The organism is Acidovorax sp. CF316 (assembly GCF_000276605.1).
Taxonomy (GTDB): Bacteria; Pseudomonadota; Gammaproteobacteria; order Burkholderiales; family Burkholderiaceae_C; genus Acidovorax.
The window spans coordinates 1-19,921 of record NZ_AKJX01000145.1 but is presented as its reverse complement, the minus strand read 5'-3'; the positions used below and the strand labels follow the sequence as shown (position 1 = coordinate 19,921).

Annotated in this window: 17 protein-coding genes; 7 read left to right on the top strand and 10 right to left on the bottom strand. The window is 68.3% G+C overall.

The features are described from left to right. Positions 1 to 109: 109 nt before the first annotated feature. The 9 genes from PMI14_RS18025 to PMI14_RS17985 all read right to left on the bottom strand — a co-directional run bounded on the left by PMI14_RS18025 (position 110) and on the right by PMI14_RS17985 (position 9,361). Positions 110 to 1,546 (bottom strand): GGDEF domain-containing protein, encoded by a 1,437-nt coding sequence (locus tag PMI14_RS18025; RefSeq protein WP_007856698.1) that lies wholly within the window; start codon positions 1,544 to 1,546, stop codon positions 110 to 112. 182 nt (positions 1,547 to 1,728) lie between these two features. Beyond that, a complete protein-coding gene (locus tag PMI14_RS18020; protein WP_007856697.1) occupies positions 1,729 to 3,834 on the bottom strand; it encodes a TonB-dependent siderophore receptor in 2,106 nt (701 codons plus the stop codon). A 12-nt stretch (positions 3,835 to 3,846) separates the two neighbouring features. Further along, complete coding sequence (locus PMI14_RS18015) at positions 3,847 to 4,323, bottom strand: copper chaperone PCu(A)C (protein ID WP_007856694.1); 477 nt, start codon at positions 4,321 to 4,323, stop codon at positions 3,847 to 3,849. Between the two features lie 30 nt (positions 4,324 to 4,353). Further along, a complete protein-coding gene (locus tag PMI14_RS18010; RefSeq protein WP_007856693.1) occupies positions 4,354 to 5,004 on the bottom strand; it encodes an SCO family protein in 651 nt (216 codons plus the stop codon). 119 nt (positions 5,005 to 5,123) lie between these two features. Next, entirely contained in the window at positions 5,124 to 5,486 is a 363-nt protein-coding gene (locus tag PMI14_RS18005) for a hypothetical protein (RefSeq protein ID WP_007856692.1), read from the bottom strand. Positions 5,487 to 5,561: 75 nt separating this feature from the next. Beyond that, on the bottom strand, positions 5,562 to 6,896 hold the full coding sequence (locus PMI14_RS18000; RefSeq protein ID WP_007856691.1) for an MFS transporter: 1,335 nt from the start codon (positions 6,894 to 6,896) through the stop codon (positions 5,562 to 5,564). Between the two features lie 51 nt (positions 6,897 to 6,947). Then, positions 6,948 to 8,030, bottom strand: a complete 1,083-nt coding sequence (locus PMI14_RS17995; protein ID WP_035204406.1) for a hypothetical protein — start codon at positions 8,028 to 8,030, stop codon at positions 6,948 to 6,950. 15 nt (positions 8,031 to 8,045) lie between these two features. Then, positions 8,046 to 8,831 (bottom strand): SDR family NAD(P)-dependent oxidoreductase, encoded by a 786-nt coding sequence (locus tag PMI14_RS17990; RefSeq protein ID WP_007856689.1) that lies wholly within the window; start codon positions 8,829 to 8,831, stop codon positions 8,046 to 8,048. Next, complete coding sequence (locus PMI14_RS17985; RefSeq protein ID WP_007856688.1) at positions 8,828 to 9,361, bottom strand: ester cyclase; 534 nt, start codon at positions 9,359 to 9,361, stop codon at positions 8,828 to 8,830. The genes PMI14_RS17990 and PMI14_RS17985 overlap by 4 nt, the downstream gene beginning before the upstream one ends. Before the next feature lie 206 nt (positions 9,362 to 9,567). Between PMI14_RS17985 and PMI14_RS17980 the strand changes: the two genes are divergently transcribed. Beyond that, on the top strand, positions 9,568 to 10,278 hold the full coding sequence (locus tag PMI14_RS17980; protein ID WP_007856687.1) for a Crp/Fnr family transcriptional regulator: 711 nt from the start codon (positions 9,568 to 9,570) through the stop codon (positions 10,276 to 10,278). Here the strand turns inward: PMI14_RS17980 and PMI14_RS17975 are convergent, their stop codons facing one another. Then, positions 10,279 to 11,013, bottom strand: coding sequence for a TetR/AcrR family transcriptional regulator (locus tag PMI14_RS17975; protein WP_007856686.1), 735 nt, complete (start codon positions 11,011 to 11,013; stop codon positions 10,279 to 10,281). 324 nt (positions 11,014 to 11,337) lie between these two features. Between PMI14_RS17975 and PMI14_RS17970 the strand changes: the two genes are divergently transcribed. From PMI14_RS17970 to PMI14_RS17945, 6 genes are all read left to right on the top strand, one after another. Continuing rightward, positions 11,338 to 12,690 (top strand): NAD(P)-dependent oxidoreductase, encoded by a 1,353-nt coding sequence (locus tag PMI14_RS17970; protein WP_007856685.1) that lies wholly within the window; start codon positions 11,338 to 11,340, stop codon positions 12,688 to 12,690. Between the two features lie 40 nt (positions 12,691 to 12,730). After that, on the top strand, positions 12,731 to 14,044 hold the full coding sequence (preA, locus tag PMI14_RS17965) for an NAD-dependent dihydropyrimidine dehydrogenase subunit PreA (protein WP_007856684.1): 1,314 nt from the start codon (positions 12,731 to 12,733) through the stop codon (positions 14,042 to 14,044). Positions 14,045 to 14,257: 213 nt separating this feature from the next. After that, positions 14,258 to 15,715, top strand: a complete 1,458-nt coding sequence (locus tag PMI14_RS17960) for an NCS1 family nucleobase:cation symporter-1 (protein ID WP_007856683.1) — start codon at positions 14,258 to 14,260, stop codon at positions 15,713 to 15,715. An 82-nt stretch (positions 15,716 to 15,797) separates the two neighbouring features. Beyond that, complete coding sequence (gene hydA / locus PMI14_RS17955; protein ID WP_007856682.1) at positions 15,798 to 17,249, top strand: dihydropyrimidinase; 1,452 nt, start codon at positions 15,798 to 15,800, stop codon at positions 17,247 to 17,249. Positions 17,250 to 17,271: 22 nt separating this feature from the next. After that, complete coding sequence (locus PMI14_RS17950; RefSeq protein ID WP_007856681.1) at positions 17,272 to 18,528, top strand: Zn-dependent hydrolase; 1,257 nt, start codon at positions 17,272 to 17,274, stop codon at positions 18,526 to 18,528. 260 nt (positions 18,529 to 18,788) lie between these two features. After that, on the top strand, positions 18,789 to 19,921 hold a 1,133-nt coding region (locus PMI14_RS17945), incomplete at its 3' end, for a methyl-accepting chemotaxis protein (protein WP_007856680.1).

The following is a 19,921-nucleotide window of genomic DNA, read 5'->3' as shown; positions in this document are numbered from 1 at the left end:
CGTGCAGCTGGTGGTGGGGTATGGGGTGGGGGATGATGCCTCGGCCGCTGCGGAGATGGTGCGGGCGGGCCGCTACCAGGTCGTGCATACGCTCAACTGAGCGGCGCCCTCATGGCAGGGCCGATGCCTCCAGCAGCACGATCCGGTTGCGTCCGGCATTCTTGGCCTGGTACAGCGCCTTGTCTGCGACCTCGATCACGCTTTGAGGAGTCAGTCGGTCGCCCTGGTGCAGGGTCGCGATGCCTGCGCTGACGGTCACGTGCGGCCCGGTCGGGCACTGGCGGTGGGGAATGCGCAGCTGCGCCACGGCCGCCTGGGCGGCGTTGGCGATGTGCAGGGCGCCCTCGGGATCCGTTTCGGGCAGCACCAGGGCGAATTCCTCGCCTCCATAGCGGGCAGCGAGGTCCGAAGGGCGCTTGCCACTGGCCTGCAGGACCTGGGCGATGGCCTTCAGGCACGCATCGCCCAATTGGTGCCCATACTCGTCGTTGTAGGTCTTGAAGTGGTCGACGTCCAGCAGCACCAGGGCCAGTGGCCGCTGGTGGCGCTGGGCAAGGGCCACATGCTCCGCCAGATGCAGATCGAATGCGCGGCGGTTGGCCACCTCGGTCAGGCTGTCCTGCATCGACAGGCGCCACAGGGTCTCGTTGGCGCTCTCCAGTGCGGTGGTGAGCTCGCGCAGCCGCGCATGGTGGCGCGCGTTTTCGCTGAGCAGCACGATCAGCAGGAAGCCGCCGGCCAGCAGCCCGTAGATGCGCCCCATGTACCAACCCAGGTCATAGCGTCCCGTGTTCAGGACCGCTGCCAGGGCCAGGTCCAGCAGCCAGACGCACATCACCACGTGCAGCCAGACATCGAGCAGTGAATGGGGCCGGCTGCGCAGGAGCAGCCCCAGCGCCACCAGGCTCAGCAGCCAGATGCCGGCCAGGAAGGCCTTGCCCACGACCGTCGTGCGGTTGCCCTCGAGGAAGGTGGGCAGGAAGCCATGCCCGGCCGTGGCGAACACGGTGAACAGCGCCACCAGCAGCCCGATGGCGGCGGTCATGGCCGCGATGCTCCAGAGCGCTCGCGGGCCCCTGCGGTGCACCGGGCCTGCCTGTTCCCACCGCTTGATGAAGGCATAGGCGATGAGGATCAGCGGAAAGCCTGCATGCCACAGCATGTACAGGGCCGATGAGGTCTGGGGGCCGGACCCCAGGAGGCCATACGGAGCGAACAGCCCCGGAAAGATCAGCGCATACGCCGCGGTGGCCGTGGCGGTGAACAGGTAGGCGCCACCCAGCACCAGCAGCCCCAGGGAGCGCAAGGCCCGGTAGTGGCCGAACAACAGCACTGCCGTGACCAGATCGAAGATCACCAGTGCGGTGACATAGATCGGGATGAACGCCGGGAACGGCGTGAGCGCTACCTGGGCATAGGGCAGGGCGACCGCGAACAGCACCAGCGACAGGATGACGGTGAGCCAGGCGGCAAAGGTTTTCCTGGGTCCCGCGGGTTCGCTGGCGAGCGAAGCGTTGAATGGCGGATGGTGCGGGTTGCGGTTCATGGCAGCAGGCCTTGCCGTGCTCGCCAGATACTAGCTTTTAGTTACATAAAATACTATTTGTTTACATAGCATCGATCTCCGCAGAAGCCTTGTGAGCGGCCAGGAGACGATGTCTTCGGTCGCGAGGACGCGCCCGGCAGAAGACCTGACCGAACCCGTGCCCCCGGCCCGCAAGGCCGGTCTCAGAAGCTGTAGCGTGCCGACGCGTGCAGGTTGCGCTCCTGCCCCGGCGTGAGGTAGCTGGCCAGGTGCAGGTGGCTCGACACGAAGTAGGCCTTGTCGAACACGTTGCGCAGGGCCAACTGCAGCTCCAGCTGGCGGCCGCCATCGAGCTGCGTGCGCCAGGTGTGCGACAGGTCCACGCGCGCATAGCCCGGCAGCACGGTGGTGTTCTGGATGTCCGCATGGCGCGCGCCCTGGGCGTACAGGCCCGCGCCGGTGGCGTGCTCGGCATTCCAGCGGTACTGGCCCCAGAGGCTCAGGGCGTGGCGCGCCACGTTGGGGATGGCCTTGCCCGGGTACTCGGTGTTGTCCACGAACTTCGCCTGCGTGTAGGCGTAGGCCAGTTGCACCCGCAGGTCGCGCGTGAGGTCGCCGCCCAGGCTGGCTTCCAGGCCCTGCGAGCGACCGCTGCCGGCCAGTGTCTTGTCGAACATGCTGGGCGTGGACAGGTCGCCCGATAGCAGGTTTGTCTGCTCCAGCCGGTACAGAGCCACGTCGGACTGCAGGCGAGCGCCGTTCCACAGCGACTTCCAGCCCACCTCGACCTGCCGGCTCTTGCGCGAGGGCAGCGATTGGCCCGATGCGGATGAGGCCTGGTTGGGTGCGGTGCCCGTGCTGTAGCTGGCGTAGACCGAGTCCGCACCCGACAGCTTGCGCAGCAGGGCCAGCTTGGGCGAGGTTTTGCTCTCCTTCACGCCCCGTGTGCCAGCCGCGCCGTACAGGAAATCCTGGCGCGTGCTGCGCAGCCCTGCCACGATGCTCCAGTCATCCCACTCGATGCGGTCCTGCAGCGACAGGGCGGTGCTCGAAAGGTCCTGCGTGGTCGTGGCGAAGCTGAAGCTGCCAGGCCGCGTGGTCAGCCCGTAGACCGGGTTGAAGACGTTGATGTTGGGGTTGTTGGCGCTGGCCACGCCGGCCGAGGGCTGGTCCAGCGTCTCGGTGTAGCGGTCCAGGCCCACGAACAGGTGGTGGCGCGTGGCGCCCCAGGACTGCTCGCTCGTCAGGCTGGTGGCCAGTGCGTTGATGCGGCGCTCGGTGCCTGGCTCGTAGGCCAGCCGGCGCACAAACGTGCCTGGCGGCGCGCCCGCCACGGCGGCGCCCACGGACTGGCGCACCGAGGTGCTGCTGCCGCGCAGGTGGGTGGCGTCCAGCGCCAGCCGCGTGTCCGGCGCAATCTCTACATCGCCGTGCAGGTCGACGAGGGTGTTGCGCGTGGTCGAGTCCGCCCAGGGCTCGCCGAGCTGCCGGTCCTGCGGCACGGCCGCGGGGCGGCCGCCCACTCCGGGCAGGCCGTAGTCGGGCCGGTAGGCCTGGTCCGTGGCCTCCACGCCCAGGCGCAGGTGGTAGCGCTCGCCATCGCTTTTGGCGACGCCGAGCTTGACGCCGTCGAGCCGGTCCGGCACATGGCGCCATTCGCTCGCGGTGGAGCGCGTCACGGTAAGTCGCGCCGCGAGTTCCTGCTCGGCCGAGAGCACGCGGTTGAGGTCCACCGTGGCGTCGAGCGCGCCGTGCGCACCGCCGCCGAGGTTGGCCGAGCCGAAATTGGCCAGCTCGGGCTGGCGGGTCACGATGTTCACGCTGCCCCCGGGCTCGCTGCGCAGCCCGATGGCCGCGCCCGGCCCGCGCAGCACGTCCACGCTCTCGGTGAAAGCCGGCACGAAGGCATAGTTGGACAGGCGCACACCATCGCGCAGCACGCGGCTCGAGCCGGTGCCGCTGTCGGCCACGGCGCCGCGCAGCACGAAGAACTGGCTGTGGCTGCCGTTGAAGCCCGAGTCGGCCTGCGCGCCGGGCACGTTGCGCAGCGCCTCCTGCAGCGTGGTGACCGACTGGGCGCGCATCAGCTCGGCCGACACGCTGGTGACGGAGGCCGGCACGTTGAGCGCGGAGGCCGCGGCGCCCGTGGCCAGGCTGCCGGCGCGCTGCTGCGCCTCGCGCGCGGGGGACGCGGTGACGGTGACGGAGGGCAGCGCTGCAGCCGCCTCCTGGGCCATGGCCTGCGATGCGGCCAGCAGGCCGGCCAGCACGTGGACTGCCTGGACGGTGGTGCGAAGGGAGGGGGACATGGTGGGCCGTCTTCAGTGCTTGTGCTCGCCATGCGCGGCGGGCGCGGCCGTGGCGTTTAGCGGGCGCACGGGCGCCTGGATGGCCACCGACTCGCGCTTGCCGTCCTTGCCCTCGAAGACCAGGGTGATCGGCACGGTGTCGCCGGCCTTCACCTGCTGTTTCAGGTCCATCAGCATCACGTGGTAGCCGCCGGGCTTCAGTTCCACGGGCTTGCCGGCCGGCAGGTCCACGCCGGGCACTTGGCGCATGCGCATCACGTTGTCCTGCATGGCCATCTCGTGGACCTCCACCGCCTGGGTCAGCGGTGAGCTGGCCGCGACCAGGCGCGTGTCGCGCGCGGCGCTGAGCTGCATGAAGGCGCCGGTGGCCTGCTGCTGGGGCACGGTGGCGCGCACCCAGGCGTCCTTGACGGTGACCTGGGCCTGGGCGGTGCCGGCGAGTGAGGCCAGAGCGATGGCGAGAGAGGCAAGGCGTGGAATGGAATGCATGGAAATTTCCTGGATGGGGTGGATGTGGGTTCAGGCGGACTGCTGCAGCAACTGGCGCAGGTCGTCGGCGCAGGCCTTGGCGCTTTGCTCGTGGCGCAGCACGAGCCGGGGCTTGCCCAGGGGATCGAAGACGTAGCTGAAGGCCGAGTGGTCCATGGTGTAGGAGGATCCCGTGGGCACCTTCTTGTAATAGACCTTGAACTCCTTGGCTGCTGCCGCCGTCTGCTCCAGGTCGCCGTACAGGCCGATGAAGCTCGGATCGAACACCTGGGTGTAGGCGCCCAGCACGGTCGGGTTGTCGCGCTCGGGGTCGATGGTGATGAAGAGCACCTGCAGGCGTTGGCCGTCGTCGCCGAGCAGGCGGCGAATCTCTGCCGCGCGGGTGAGGGCGGTCGGGCACACGTCGGGGCACTGCGTGAAGCCGAAGAACAGCATCACGGCCTTGCCGCGGTAGTCGGCCAGCGTGTGCACCTGGCCCTGGGCATCCTTGAGCTGGAAATCGCGCGCGTACTCGGCGCCCGTGATGTCCATGCCCTGGTAGGCCACGGGCGCCTTCTTGCAGGCAGCGAGCGTGGCCGCCAGCAGCGGGGCGAGCGCCAGGGCCAGCAGGCCGCGGCGGTGGTGGGAGGGGCCAGGCGCAGCGGTAGCGGCCAGGAGGGATGGTGTCGATGGGGTGTTCATTGAGGGAACGTGTCAGGGAGCGACGGTGGACCGCCGGGAGGCGCACCGGCGCCATCAGGGCGCGGTGGCTGCATGTACAGGCGCGCGCATGCCCGGCAATGGGCACGCGGCAACGCAGGTCAGGCGAGGGAGGTCGGTGGCCCGCGTGCGGGCAGGGGGGCACCGGCGATGGCCGCGATGGCGGCGGCCACGGTGGGCGTGAGCGCGTGGGCCAGGGGCTCATGGCGCTGTGCGTGCTGCTGAACGGGAGGTGGTGGCGCGCCGGCGCCCAGGCACATCGCGCAATCGAGGGTGTGCCGACCCAGTTCGGTGGCGCCGCCGTCTTCGCCGACCACCACCAGCTTGATGCTGCTGCCCGTGGTGCAGACCACCTGCAGGGCCTGGGGGTGGACGATGGGCGAGGCGATCGCCGCGCCCACGGTCAGCACGAACCACGCCAGGATCAGGCGGGCCAGCAGTGACGAGGTGCGCAGCGCGTGCATGCGCGGATTATCGCCCCGGGGCCCCGCGCACGGGCGGGGGTGGGGCAATTTGTCCCAGGCCCAGGGGAGAGGGGTTCAGCGCGCTGCCTGCCGGCCGCGCCCCACGGCCAGCACCATCAGCACGGCGGCCAGCACCAGGGCGCCGCTCAGCAGGTGCAGGCTGAGCGTGAAGCCGCCGGTCGCCGTCTTGATGGCACCGACCATCACCGGCGCCACCACACCGGCCGTACCGCCGATGGTGGTGATGAGCGCGATGCCCATGGCCGCGGCATTGCGGCTCAGCAGGCTGCCGGGCACGGCCCAGAGAATGGCGAAGGCGCTGGAGATGCCGATGGAAGCCAGCGACAGGCAGGCCACGGCCGCCACCGGGCTGTGCATGAACAGGGTGGTGAGCGACAGGCCGACGGCGCCGACGCAGGCCGTGGCGGCGAAGTGCCAGCGCCGCTCCTGCCGGCGGTCGGAATGCCCGGCGATGGCAAGCGTGGCGGCGATGCCGGTGACTGCCGGCACCACCGAGTACAGGCCGATCTGCATCACCGACAGGCCCATGGACTGGAGCATGGTGGGCTGCCAGAACGACATGGCGTAGATGCCCAGGATCACCAGGAAGGAGATGAAACCGAGCAGCCACACCTGGCCGTTGCGCAGCGCGCTGCCGAAGCTGCTGCGCGCATCCGCGCCGCTGGCGGCCTGGTCGCGCGCCAGGTCGTCCTGCACCTGGCGTTTCTGTGCGGGTGTGAGCCAGCGCGCGGCCTGCGGCCCGTCGTCGAGCAGTCGGTAGGCCAGCACGGCCAGCAGCACGCAGGGCAGGCCCTCCACCAGGAACAACCACTGCCAGCCATGCAGCGACCAGACGCCGCCCAGCCAGGTCATGGTCACGCCTGCCAGCGGCCCGGCGACGATGGGCGCCGCGCCATAGGCCATGAAGAACAGCGCCGTGACCTTGGCCCGGCGCTGCGACGGAAACCACAGCGTGAGGTAGAACAGCACGCCCGGCGCAAAGCCCGCCTCGAACACCCCCACCAGGAAGCGCAGCACATAGAACTGCGCCGGCGTGGTCACCCACAGCGTAGCGGCCGAGGCCAGGCCCCACAGCCCCATGATGCGCAGCAGCGTGAGCCGAAAGCCCACGCGTGCCAGCAGCATGTTGCTCGGGATCTCGAACAGCGCATAGCCGATGAAGAAGATGCCCGCGCCCAGGCCGAAAACCGCGTCACTGAAACCCAGATCCGTCTTCATCTGCAGCTGGGCGTAGCCGATGTTGGTGCGGTCCAGGTAGTTGAAGACGTAGCAGGCGAAGAGGATGGGGATCAGCCGCCAGGCGATCTGGCGGTAGGTGGCGTCGTCGGCTGTGGCGGGCGCTTGCGAGGCGCTCGCATCGGCGGGAAAGATGGCAGCGGGGGAGTTCATGGCGTTTGTCTCGGCTATTTGTCTTATGGGGGAGAAATCAGTGGGCCGGCATCAGGTGGGCCGCTGCAGTGCGCCCGAAGTGGTGGCACCCCACAGGTGGCTGGTGGGCGCCCCCGGGAACAGCCAGTGCGGCGAGCACTCGCTGGACGGCACCACATTGCTGAAGCCATGCGTGGCCGAGGTGCCGGCGATGGTCTTCTCCAGCACCATCGACAGGTACTGGTCCACGCTGCCCTCCTGCGTGTTGCCGTTCAGGATGACTTCGGAGCCGGTGGCCTTGGCATAGCGGCGGATGCCGTTGTGCCGCGAGGCCTCGGGCGCCCAGCTGTCGGCGCTCACGCCGTTCTCGCTGCTCACACGGATGCCATCCGGGGTGCGGTACACCAGCGAGTGGTTGCCCTCGGTATGGCCCGGCGTGTGCACCAGCGCGATTCCGCGCCCCAGCTGCACGCTGCCGTCGAAGGGCACGATGCGTTCGGGCGCCACGCCCTGCAACCCCTCAGGGCAGTACCAGTCGGCCTGTGTGGGCAAGAGGCCTGCCACGCTGGCCAGCTCCTGGCGGTGCACCAGCAGCCGGGCATTGGGCAGCAGGCCGCGCTCGCTGCCCGTGCCCAGCCAGCGGCGCAGGTTCTGGGTGTGCAGGTGGTCGTAGGTGATGAAGTCGATCTGCTCCGGCGCCACGCCCACCGAGGCCAGCGCCTGCAGCACCGTGCCGTGCACCGGCGCGATCACGCTGTGCAGGAACTTCGGGGTCTGCTCGCTCAGGCGCTTGAAGTAGGGCGTCTCGCTGCCGGTCTCGAAATCGGCGGGGGTGAACAGCAGGTTTCTGAGCTGGCCCTCGAAATCCTCGAACTGCACCAGTACCGTGCGCGCCAGCAGGTGCACCATGTGCGGCTTGAGTAGCTGCTGCGCGTACACGCCGTTGAAGGCATACCAGGCCGGGTAGGGGATGCGCAGCAGGTCGAAGCTGCGCGCGTAGCGCACGGCCGGTTCGGCCAGGAAGCGCTCGCGCAACTGTTCGCCCGCGCGGCGCAGCGCGCGCAGCCGGTCTTGCGGCGTGGGGGCGCTGCGTGCGCCATCGAAGTCGGGGACCGGCTGCAGCAGGCGGGCCGGCGTGAGGGGGTCGGTCATCATGTTCATAGGGTCTCCTCAGTACAAAGAGCGGCCGCCGGAGATGTCGAAGACGGCGCCGGTGCTGAACGAGCAGTCGGCCGATGCCAGCCAGGCCGCCATGGCCGCCACCTCGGCCGGTGCGACGAAGCGGGCCATGGGCACGCGCGACAGCAGGGCCTGGTGCAGCTGCGCACGGTGTTCCTCGGGAACACCGTCGAACACCCCGGTTTCCGCGGCAGAGGGCGTGATGCAGTTCACGAGCACGCCTGCGCCGGCCAGCTCCTTGCCCAGCGACTTGGTCAAGGCGATCAGGCCGGCCTTGGAGGCGGAGTACGCGGCATTCAGGCCATTGCCCTCCTTGCCCGCGACCGAGGCGATGTTGACCACGCGCCGCCCGAGCGCGGGGGCGCGTTGCCTGGCCAGGTCGGCCAGCATCTGCGGCACCAGCGCGCGGCAGCACAGGAAGGCGCCCGTGAGGTTGATGTCCAGCACCGTGCGCCACTGGGTGGCGCTGTGCTCCCAGGTGGGCACCAGCGGGCCCAGCACGCCCGCGTTGTTCACGAGCACGGTGGCGGGGCCCAAGGCTGCAGCGCTGGCCTGGGCGGCGGCCCCTACGGCAGCTTCGTCGCGCACATCGGTCACTGCGGTGAATACGCGCCCGCCTGCGTTGAGCACCTCGGTGGCGGCCTGCAACTGGTGGGCGCTGATGTCCCAGAGCGAGACGCTGGCGCCTTCGTGCAGGAAGCGGCGCGCAATCGCCAGGCCTATGCCCTGCGCCCCGCCGGTCACCACCGCGTGGTGGCCCTGCAGGCGCCCGCTCATGCCGTGGCCTGCTCGGGCACTGGAGCCTTGCCGGAGCTGGCGGCCTGGCCGCCCAGCAGCGAGCCGATGATGCCGGGCAGCGCAGCCGGTGGCACACCCACCAGCAGCTGGCGCAGCATGGTCAGCGTGTCGAAGTACACCCGCTCGCAGACCAGGTGCTCGGCCTCGTCGAAGATGAACAGCGCGATCATGCGGCAGCGGAAGCTGTTGCCCGTGGGCGGCAGGGCGCCCAGTGGCCCCTTGTGCGTGCCCAGCAGCCAGAACTCCACGATGACCGAGTCGCCGGCATGGCGCAGCTGGATGATCTCGTGCCGCTGGTCGGGAAAGGCCTGGCGCGTGGCCGTGTAGTAGCGGCGCACGTCCTCGTTGCCATCGTGCACCTCGCCGGTGGGGATCAGTTCGTAGTGCGGGTGCGGAAAGGTGCTCAGCACGGCGTCGAAATCCTGGCGCGTCTCGTCGGCGAAGTGGTCGAGCACGGTCTTTTCGCGGCGGGCATTGCGCTCGGTGGTGGTGGTGGGGGCGTTCGTCATGGGGTCCTTGGTGTCGGTTGCGGTACAGGGATGCAGCAGTGCGCTGCAGCAGGTCCACTATCCGCAGAGCGCCGCGGCGAGACTGTCCGGTGTTGGCAATTGCGACTTGGTACAAACCCGCAGGTGTCCGCCAGGCGTCGCCCGGGGCGACCTGTGCGCCCGCACAATGGCGGCGCCAGCCACCCCCCTCTCAGCGAGCGCACGCCATGCCATCTTTGCCCGAACCGGCAAGCACTGCCGAATTGCCGGCCCACCTCGGTCACCGGGCGGACGAGCGCCTGCGTTTGCCGCAGGAGGTGCAGGACGCATTGCTGCAGGTGGCGCACCGGCGCCACCTGCAGCGCGGCGATTCACTGTTTCTCAAGGGCTCGGCGCCCGACGCGCTGTTCGGCATGGTGCAGGGCGCCCTGCGCGTGAGCGTGGCCGCGCCCGATGGGCGCGAGGCCGTGATCGCCGTGCTGGAGCCGGGCCACTGGTTCGGCGAGGTCTCGCTGTTCGTCGGCCAGCAGCGCGTGTACGACACCTGCGCGGTGGAGCCGTCCGAGGTCGCCGTGGTCCAGGCGGCGGATTTCCACCACCTGATCGCCACGCAGCCGGCGCTGCACATGGCCTTCACCCGGCTGGTGTGCCTGCGGCTGCGCCAGGCCCTGGCCTGGATCGACGACGCCATCCTGCAGCCGCTGTCTGTGCGGCTGGCGCACCGGCTCATGACACTCGATTCCCGATCGGCCGGCGATGGCGCCACCACCGTGCTGGCCGTTTCGCAAGAGGACCTGGCCTTCATGCTCGGCGTTTCGCGCCAGAGCATCAACCGCCAGCTCAAGCAGTGGGAGGAAGACGGGGTGCTGCGCGTGGGCTACCGGGTGGTCGAGCTGCTCGACCGCGACCAGTTGGCGCGGTGTGCGCAGCCCGGGTGATCAATCCACCGCGGGTGCGCTGTTGTCCTTCCCGGCGTCAGACTCGGGCTCCAGCGCCTTGACCACCATGCGGCAGATCAGCTCCTCGGCCTTGGCGTAGTCGCGCTCGGTCAGCGCGGGCTTGCCCAGCAGCAGGGCGAACTGGGCCTCCTGCTCGGCGTAGGCCTGGGTGACAGACCAGATGATGAACATCAGGTGCGTGAAATTGACGCGCGCGATGCGCCCCTCGCGCGCCCAGCGCTCGAAGGTGCGCACCTCGGCCTTGAGCAGCGGCCCCACCCGCGCGGCGATGGCCTTGCCATAGCGTGGTGCACCGGCAATCACCTCTTTGGTGAATACCTTTGCACCATTGGGGCGCTCGCGCGAATAGCGCAGCTTGGCGCGGATGTAGCGGCGCAGCGCCTGCTGCGGGTCGTCGCTGTGCGACAGGTCGTCCATGCCGGCCAGCCATTGGGTGAGGATGTCGTCCAGCACGCGCTGGTAGAGCGCTTCCTTGTTCGGGAAGTAGTACAGCAGGTTGTGCCGGCTGATGCCGATGGCCGCCGCGATGTTCTCCAGGGAGGCCCCCTCGAAGCCGAACTGCGCGAAATGGTTCTCGGCTTCGGTCAGGATGCCCTGCTCCTTGAGCAGGCGCGATGCCGTGGGCGCCTTGGCGGCGGCCTCCGCGGCAGGGGCGGAGGGGGCTTCCGGGCGCCGCCGGGCGGGGGCAGGAGAGGGCTGTCGGGCGTCGGTCATTGCACCATTGTGTGTCAATGTGGCTGGCAAAAGCCTGGCATGCGGCTTGCTGTAGGGATTTTACTAATTGGTAAATTTTTACCAGTTGGTAAATTGAACAACAGCAGGGCACTGGTGCAGACAAAGCACCGGGCACCTGCACCCCCTAGCGAGGCCCACGATGAAACCTCCGGAATTTGCGGCTGCCTGCCCCCGTGCAGGCAGCGCGTGCACTGTTTGTGCAGCCCCCTGCCGCCGTCCGTGCGGATCAGGGCACGGCGCTGCGCGGCGGGCGACCGTCGCCCCCACACCGACCCCCACCCTGACCCTGCCGGAGGACCACTGATGGACACACCCGCAAGCCATGCCTGCGGCATTCATGCCGCACGCCTGAACCTGGCCGACTACGCCACCCGCTTCGGCGACGCCCACCCGCCGCTGACGCGCCCGCAGGCGCTGATCGAGGCCGAGCGCTGCTACTACTGCCACGATGCGCCCTGCGCCACGGCCTGCCCCACGGGCATCGACATCCCCTCCTTCATCCACCGCATCGCGCAGGACAACAACCGCGGTGCGGCCCGCGCCATCCTGGAGGCCAACCCCCTGGGCGGCATGTGCGCCCGCGTCTGTCCCACCGAGGTGCTGTGCGAGCAGGCCTGCGTGCGCAACACCAATGAAGACAAGCCCGTCGAGATCGGCTCGCTGCAGCGTTACGCGACCGACGCCTTCTTCGCCAAGCCCGGTGCGCCACTGTTCCAGCGCGCCGCACCCACGGGCAAGCGCGTTGCCGTGGTCGGTGCCGGCCCTGCGGGCCTGGCCTGCGCCCATGGCCTGGCCGTGCGCGGGCACGACGTGGTGCTGTTCGACGCCCGCCCCAAGCTCGGCGGCCTCAACGAATACGGCTTGGCCAGCTACAAGACCGCCGGCAACTTTGCCCAGAAGGAGGTCGAATGGCTGCTCTCGGTCGGCGGCATCGAGGTGCGCACGCACCAGTTGCTGGGCCGTGACATCACGCTCGATAGCCTGCTGGCCAGCCACGATGCGGTGTTCCTGGGCCTGGGCCTCTCGGGCGTCAACGCCCTGGGTATTGCCGAGCCCACGGCCACGGGCCTGCGCAACGCGGTCGATTTCATTGCCGAGCTGCGCCAGACGGCTGACCTGTCCACCCTGCCCGTGGGCCGCAGCGTGGTCGTGATCGGCGGCGGCATGACGGCGGTGGACGCCGCCGTGCAGGCGCGCAAGCTCGGCGCCGAGGAGGTGACCATCGCCTACCGCCGCGGGGCCGAGAGCATGTCCGCCTCGCAGGTCGAGCAGGAATGGGCGCAGACCAATGGCGTCACCATCCGCCACTTCGCCGCGCCCAAGGAGGTGCTCAGCGCCGACGGTGCCGTCACCGGCGTGCGCTTTGCCGCCACGGCGATGGAGGGCGGCCGGCTGGTGGAGACGGGCGAAGGCTTCGTGATCCCGGCCGACATGGTGCTCAAGGCCATCGGCCAGACCTATGTGCCCGAGCCGGTGGGCCAGGCCATCGCGCTCACGGGCGGCCGCATTGCCACGGACGAGGAGGGCCGCACCAGCCTGGCGCGCGTCTGGGCCGGCGGCGATTGCCGTGCCGGCGGGCGCGACCTGACCGTGGAGGCCGTGGAGCACGGCAAGGTGGCCGCCATCTCCATCCACGCCACGCTGCAGGGCGCCTGAGCCCGCGCCACGCCCCACTGCCATCTACCGGAGCACCACCATGGCCGACATCCGCAGCAATTTCCTGGGCATCAGCAGCCCCAATCCCTTCTGGCTGGCCTCGGCGCCACCCACCGACAAGGAGATCAACGTCACCCGCGCCTTCGAGGCCGGCTGGGGCGGCGTGGTCTGGAAGACCCTGGGCGAGGACCCCTCGGTCGTCAACGTCAACGGCCCGCGCTATTCCACGCTGATGTCGCAGGACCGGCACGTGATCGGGCTGAACAACATCGAGCTCATCACCGACCGGCCGCTGCACACCAACCTCGAGGAGATCAAGCGTGTCAAGCGCAACTGGCCCGACCGCGCCATGATCGTCTCGCTCATGGTGCCCTGCGAAGAGCAGAGCTGGAAGAGCATCCTGCCCCTGGTCGAGGACACCGGGGCCGATGGCATCGAGCTCAACTTCGGCTGCCCGCACGGCATGAGCGAGCGCGGCATGGGCGCCGCCGTGGGCCAAGTGCCCGAGTACATCCAGATGGTCACGGCCTGGTGCAAGCACTACAGCCGCCTGCCGGTCATCGTCAAGCTCACGCCCAACATCACCGACGTGCGCCACCCGGCGCGCGCGGCCAAGGCCGGTGGGGCCGACGCGGTGTCGCTGATCAACACCATCAACTCCATCATGGGCGTGGACCTGGACCGCATGACCATGAGCCCCAGCACCGATGGCTGGGGATCGCATGGCGGCTACTGCGGCCCGGCCGTCAAGCCCATCGCCCTGAACATGGTGGCCGAGATCGCGCGCGATGCGCAGACCGCGGGCCTGCCGATCAGCGGCATCGGCGGCATCACCACCTGGCGCGACGCGGCCGAGTACATCGCGCTGGGCTGCGGCACGGTGCAGGTGTGCACGGCGGCCATGGTCTACGGCTTCAAGATCGTGCAGGACATGTGCGACGGCCTGTCGAACTTCATGGACGAGCATGGCTACGAAACCATCGCCGACTTCCAGGGCCAGGCCGTGCCTACCGTCAAGGACTGGAAGAACCTCAACCTCAACCACATCGACAAGGCCGTCATCAACCAGGACGCCTGCATCCAGTGCGGCCGCTGCCACGTGGTCTGCGAGGACACCTCGCACCAGGCCATCACCTTCACCAAGGAAGGCGGCGTGCGCAAGTTCGAGGTCAACGATGCCGAGTGCGTGGGCTGCAACCTGTGCGTCTCGATCTGCCCCGTGCCCGAGTGCATCACCCTGCGCAGCCTGGAACCGGGCGAGGTCGATGCGCGCACCGGCAAGGTGGTCACGGGCGAGTACGCGAACTGGACCACGCACCCGAACAACCCGCAGCGTGTGGCCGCGGGCGCGTGATGCGGGGGCATGCCATCCGGCGCGGTGAGTGCGCAATCGCAACGCAGTGCTGCACTGCATCTGGCGGAGCCGGCAGCGGGTCTATAGCATCGCCGGCTTCCCCCGGAGCGCGGTGAACGCGTTCCAGTCCGCCATCTGCCGTTACCGGAGCGCCGGACCAGACAGCGGCTTGTGTGCAACCCCAAGAAGTAAACATTTCACAGGAGTACAGGCATGAACCATAGTACCGGCAGCGCCGTCCATGGGGCGGGGCATCTGCCCGGCGCAGCGTCCAATCCGCTGGCCAACGAAGATCTGCTCCCGACCACGCCGGCGCAGCGCCACTGGGCGTGGAAGGACTATGCTGCCCTGTGGGTGGGCATGGTGGTCTGCGTGCCGACCTACACCATGGCAAGCTCCATGCTGGACCAGGGCTTCACATGGCAGATGGCGGTGTGGCTGGTGTTCCTGGCCAACTGCATCGTGCTGGTTCCCATGGTGCTCATCGGTCGTGTCGGACCGCGCTATGGCGTGCCATTCCCGGTGCTGGCGCGCGCCTCCTTCGGCGTCAAGGGAGCCAATCTGCCGGCGGTATTGCGCGGGCTGGTGGCCTGCGGCTGGTTCTCCATCAACTGCTACTTCGGCGCGCTGGCCCTGCACGGCTTTCTGAACATCCTGGGCATGGGGCTTGCCGGGCCCGCGGATGGGCAGACCATCAGCACCTCGCAGTTCATGTGCTTCCTGGCGTTCTGGGCGGTGCACATCTGGTTCATCTGGAAGGGGCCCGAGTCCATCCGCCTACTGGAGGTGATCGCTGCGCCGCTGATGGTCGGGGCCTCGCTGCTGCTGGTCGTGGTGCTGATGATGAAGGTGCCCTCGGGCCAACTGTTCAACCTGCCCGCCAAGGTGGTGGAGGGCGGGCCCAAGACCTGGGCGGCGCTGACCGGCCTGGTGGGCTTCTGGGCCACCCTGGCGTTGAACATCCCCGACTTCACGCGTTTTGCGCGCTCGCAGAAGGACCAGGTCATTGGCCAGGCCATCGGCCTGCCCATTCCCATGGCCCTGTTTTCCATGGTGGGCGTCATCGGCTTCTCGGCCTCGGCCATTCTCTATGGCAAGGCGCAGCTGTTCCCTGACGGCCTGCTCACGCAGATGGGTAGTGTGGCTGCCGGCATCGGCCTCCTGGTGATCCTGCTGGCCAACCTCACCACCAATGTGGCGGCCAACCTGGTCTCGCCCTCTTACGATTTCAGCCAGATCGCACCTTCGAAGATCAGCTTTCGCATGGGCGGCCTGATCGCCGCGCTCATCGGCTTGGGCTTCATGCCCTGGAAACTCTTGGCCACCTCGGGCGGCTACCTGTTCACCTGGCTGGGCGGCTACGGCACGCTGCTGGGGGCCATCGCCGGCATCCTGCTGGTGGACTACTACCTGGTGCGCAAGACCGAACTGAAGGTGGATGACCTGTACCGCCGCGGCGGAGAGTACGAGTACAGCAATGGCTGGAACATCCAGGCACTGGTTGCATTTTTCCTGGGCGTGCTGCCCTGCCTGCCGGGTTACCTGGCGGTCTCGGGTGTGGTGGACAAGGGTTCCGTGCCCGGCCTGCTGCAGTCGCTGTTCGACTTTGGCTGGTTCTTCAGCCTGGCCGCAGCCGGCACCTACTACTACCTGACTGCGAAAAAGAAATGACGATACGCCCCGCAGCGGTCCCATCGGGCCTGCTGCGGGCCTGTGGCACAGGCCACCCCTGCAACCCCTGAAGGAGAACCCCATGAGCCAAGCCCTAGTGATCCGCGGTGGCACCGTGGTCAATGCAGACCGCGAGCAGCGCGCAGATGTGCTGTGTGTGGAGGGCCGCATCGTGGCCGTCGGGGAGGGTGCGGCCGTGCAGGCGCCCGCGGGTGCGCAGGTGCTGGACGCCAGTGGCCAGTACGTGCTGCCTGGCGGCATCGATCCGCACACCCACATGCAGCTGCCGTTCATGGGCACTGTCACCATGGACGACTTCTTCACCGGCACGGCCGCAGCGTTGGCGGGCGGCACCACGAGCATCATCGACTTCGTGATTCCCGACCCGCAGGAATCCATCATGGACGCCTACCGCAAGTGGCGCGGCTGGGCCGAAAAGTCGGCCGCCGACTACAGTTTCCACGTCGCCATCACCTGGTGGAGCGAACAGGTGCGCGCCGACATGGGCACGCTGGTGCAGGAAGAGGGCGTGAACAGCTTCAAGCACTTCATGGCCTACAAGAACGCCATCATGTGCGACGACGAAACCCTGGTGAACAGCTTCAAGCGCGCGCTGGAGCTCGGCGCCATGCCCACGGTGCACGCCGAGAACGGCGAGCTCGTGTACCTGCTGCAGCAGGAGGTGGCCAAGATGGGCATCACCGGGCCCGAGGGCCACCCGTTGTCGCGCCCGCCCATGGTCGAGGCCGAGGCGGCCAACCGCGCCATCGCCATCGCCGACGTGCTGGGCGTGCCCATCTACGTGGTGCATGTGAGCTGCATGGAATCGGCCGACGCCATTGCCCGCGCCCGTGCACGCGGCCAGCGCGTGTATGGCGAGGTGCTGGCGGGGCACCTGCTGGTGGACGACAGCGTGTACCGGGACCCCGACTTTGCCAAGGCCGCCGCCTATGTGATGAGCCCGCCGTTTCGCCCCAAGGGCCACCAGGAGGCGCTGTGGCGTGGCCTGCAGTCGGGCCAGTTGCACACCACGGCCACGGACCACTGCACCTTCTGCGCCGCGCAGAAGGCCATGGGCAAGGAGAGCTTTGCCAAGATCCCCAACGGCACGGGCGGTGTCGAGGAGCGCATGGCTGCGCTCTGGGATGGCGGCGTCAACACCGGGCGCCTCACGCCCAGCGAGTTCGTGGCCATCACTTCGGCCAATGCGGCCAAGCTGTTCAATATCTACCCGCGCAAGGGCTTCATCGGCGAGGGCGCCGATGCCGACCTGGTGCTGTGGGACCCCGAGGGCACCAAGACCTTCTCGGCCAAGACGCAGCACAGCAAGGGTGACTTCAACATCTTCGAGGGCCGCACCGTGCGCGGCATCCCGAGCCACACCGTGAGCCAGGGCCGCGTGGTCTACGCCAATGGTGACCTGCGCGCCGAGCAGGGCAAGGGCCGCTACCTCAAGCGCCCGGCCTTCGGCGCCAACTTCCAGGCCGTGCAAAAGCGCGCCCAGGACCTGGCACCCACCGCGGTCGCCCGCTGAGAGAACCGATCAGGAGAACACCATGGACACCAAAGTCAAGACCGACATCGACAGCCTGCGCATCAACGGCGAGCGTCTGTGGGATTCGCTCATGGAGCTGGCGCAGATCGGCGCCACGCCCAAGGGCGGCGTGTGCCGCCTGACGCTGACCGATCTGGACAAGCAAGGCCGCGACCTGGTGACGCGCTGGGCGCGCGAGGCGGGCATGAGCGTGACCATCGACCGGATCGGCAACGGCTTCATGCGCCGGCCGGGGCGCAACAACAGCCTGCCGCCCATCATGACCGGCAGCCACATCGACACCCAGCCCACGGGCGGCAAGTTCGACGGCAACTACGGCGTGCTGGCCGGCATCGAGGTGGTGCGCACCCTGAACGACCATGGCATCGAGACCGAGGCACCGATCGAGGTCGCCTTCTGGACCAACGAGGAGGGCTCGCGTTTCGTGCCGGTGATGATGGGCTCGGGCGTGTTCGCCAAGGCCTTCACGCTGGAGCACGCCTACGCCGCCACCGACACCGAGGGCAAGACCGTGAAAGGCGAGCTCGAACGCATCGGCTACATCGGCGAGCAGGTGCCGGGCGATCACCCCATCGGCGCCTACTTCGAGACCCACATCGAGCAGGGCCCGGTGCTGGAGGACCACGACAAGACCATCGGCGTGGTCACGGGTGTGCTCGGCATCCGCTGGTACGACTGCACCGTGACCGGCATGGAGGCGCATGCCGGCCCCACGCCCATGGCCCTGCGCAAGGATGCATTGCAGGTCGCCACGCACCTCATGCAGGAGGTGGTGGCATGCGCCCACCGCCACCCGCCGCACGGGCGCGGCACCGTGGGCATGGTGCATGTGCACCCCAACAGCCGCAATGTGATCCCGGGGCAGGTCAAGTTCAGCATCGACCTGCGCAATGCCACCGACGCGCTGTGCGAGAGCATGGACCAGGACATCCGCGCCGTGGCCGCCCAACTGAGCGCCGACACCGGCCTGCCGATCGTCATCGAGCAGGTCTCGGCCTACCCGGCCCAGGTGTTCCATGCCGACTGCGTGGACGCGGTGGCACGTGCCGCGGCCAAGCTCGGCTACTCCAACATGCCGGCCGTCTCGGGCGCCGGGCACGACGCCGTGTACATGGCGCGCCTGGCGCCGGCCGGCATGGTCTTCATCCCCTGCAAGGACGGCATCAGCCACAACGAGATCGAGGACGCCAAGCCCGAGCACATCTCGGCGGGCTGCAATGTGCTGCTGCACGCCATGCTGGAACGCGCAGGGACCTGAGCCCGCCCACCTGCCGCCTGCCTGCTGGCGTTGTGGCTGCGCGACACGCCAGGCGGGTTTTACATTTGCCGCCAGGGCTGGCCAGCTGAGGCGGCCGCGTGGCCCCGATGCGCCTGTGCAAGCGGTTTGTGCGGGCTGCGCCACAAGGCGCCAAAATGTGACAAAACCGTGACAAATCGAGGTTTTGATTAAAAATTGGGCAATCCGGGTGTATCTTCTGGTTACGTCTTGTTCCGTATCCTGAAAGAGAAAGCCTGCCCATGAAATTGCGAACCCGGATTCTTTGGCTGTGCGCGGCCACCCTGCTGGGCCTGGTCGTGTTGTCCGCTGTGGCCCTGACCACGCTGTACCAGTCGATGATGAAGGAGCGCACAGCGCAGCTGTCCAACCTGGTGGTGCTCGCGCATGCGGCGGCGCAGAAGGCCTATGACCAGGAAAAGAGCGGAGCGCTTTCCACCGAGGATGCGCAGAAGGAAGCCAAGCGCAACATCGGCAGCTTCGTCGACAAGGACAAGTACTTCTTCGTGCGCGGCTTCACCAACGACGTGAACTACGTGCACCCCAACCCCAAGCGCATCGGCATCGTCGATGAAAAGGGCGGCAAGGAAGCTGGCGTGCGCTACCGCGCCGCGCTGCAGGGCAAGACCATCGGCACGGTGATCGCCAAGGGCACGCGCCCGGGCGCCAAGGACGAGGTGGAGAAGCTCTACGCCATCATCAAGTTCGAGCCCTGGGACTGGACCATCGGCTTTGGCGACTACATCGACGACATCGACCACGCCTTCTGGCGCGAGACAGCCATCCTGCTGTCCATCGGCGCGGTGCTGATGCTGGTGATCGCCCTCATGGCATGGCGCATGCTGCGCACCCTGGTGCACCAGCTCGGCGGCGAACCCCAGTACGCGGCCGACGTCGTCACGCAGATCGCCGAGGGCAACCTGGCCGTGGAGGTCGTCACCCTGCCTGGCGATGAGACCAGCATCCTGCACGCGATCCGCGCCATGCGCGACAACCTGGCCCATCTGGTGCGCCAGGTGCGCGACAGCACCGATTCGATCAATACCGCCTCGGCTGAGATCGCGGCCGGCAATGGCGACCTGTCCGGCCGCACCGAGTCCCAGGCCAGTGCGCTGCAGGAGACCGCCGCATCGATGGAACAGCTAACCTCCACCGTGCAGCAGAACGCTGCCAACGCGCGCCGTGCCGACGAGTTGGCGCGCGCCGCCTCCGATATGGCCGTGCGCGGCGGCGACGTGGTGCAGCAGGTGGTGGGCACCATGGGCTCCATCGACCAGTCCTCACGCAAGATCGTGGACATCATCAGCGTGATCGATGGCATCGCCTTCCAGACCAACATCCTGGCGCTCAATGCCGCCGTGGAAGCCGCGCGCGC

What these genes read in the sequence shown, in the direction of transcription:
- PMI14_RS17995 (WP_035204406.1), bottom strand. Translation starts at nt 8,030, where the DNA reads ATGATGACCGACCCCCTCACGCCGGCCCGCCTGCTGCAGCCGGTCCCC.
- PMI14_RS17990 (WP_007856689.1), bottom strand. Translation starts at nt 8,831, where the DNA reads ATGAGCGGGCGCCTGCAGGGCCACCACGCGGTGGTGACCGGCGGGGCG.
- PMI14_RS18005 (WP_007856692.1), bottom strand. Translation starts at nt 5,486, where the DNA reads ATGCACGCGCTGCGCACCTCGTCACTGCTGGCCCGCCTGATCCTGGCG.
- PMI14_RS18010 (WP_007856693.1), bottom strand. Translation starts at nt 5,004, where the DNA reads ATGAACACCCCATCGACACCATCCCTCCTGGCCGCTACCGCTGCGCCT.
- hydA (WP_007856682.1), top strand. Translation starts at nt 15,798, where the DNA reads ATGAGCCAAGCCCTAGTGATCCGCGGTGGCACCGTGGTCAATGCAGAC.
- PMI14_RS17950 (WP_007856681.1), top strand. Translation starts at nt 17,272, where the DNA reads ATGGACACCAAAGTCAAGACCGACATCGACAGCCTGCGCATCAACGGC.
- PMI14_RS18020 (WP_007856697.1), bottom strand. Translation starts at nt 3,834, where the DNA reads ATGTCCCCCTCCCTTCGCACCACCGTCCAGGCAGTCCACGTGCTGGCC.
- PMI14_RS17975 (WP_007856686.1), bottom strand. Translation starts at nt 11,013, where the DNA reads ATGACCGACGCCCGACAGCCCTCTCCTGCCCCCGCCCGGCGGCGCCCG.
- PMI14_RS17985 (WP_007856688.1), bottom strand. Translation starts at nt 9,361, where the DNA reads ATGACGAACGCCCCCACCACCACCACCGAGCGCAATGCCCGCCGCGAA.
- PMI14_RS18000 (WP_007856691.1), bottom strand. Translation starts at nt 6,896, where the DNA reads ATGAACTCCCCCGCTGCCATCTTTCCCGCCGATGCGAGCGCCTCGCAA.
- PMI14_RS18025 (WP_007856698.1), bottom strand. Translation starts at nt 1,546, where the DNA reads ATGAACCGCAACCCGCACCATCCGCCATTCAACGCTTCGCTCGCCAGC.
- PMI14_RS18015 (WP_007856694.1), bottom strand. Translation starts at nt 4,323, where the DNA reads ATGCATTCCATTCCACGCCTTGCCTCTCTCGCCATCGCTCTGGCCTCA.
- PMI14_RS17970 (WP_007856685.1), top strand. Translation starts at nt 11,338, where the DNA reads ATGGACACACCCGCAAGCCATGCCTGCGGCATTCATGCCGCACGCCTG.
- PMI14_RS17980 (WP_007856687.1), top strand. Translation starts at nt 9,568, where the DNA reads ATGCCATCTTTGCCCGAACCGGCAAGCACTGCCGAATTGCCGGCCCAC.
- PMI14_RS17960 (WP_007856683.1), top strand. Translation starts at nt 14,258, where the DNA reads ATGAACCATAGTACCGGCAGCGCCGTCCATGGGGCGGGGCATCTGCCC.
- preA (WP_007856684.1), top strand. Translation starts at nt 12,731, where the DNA reads ATGGCCGACATCCGCAGCAATTTCCTGGGCATCAGCAGCCCCAATCCC.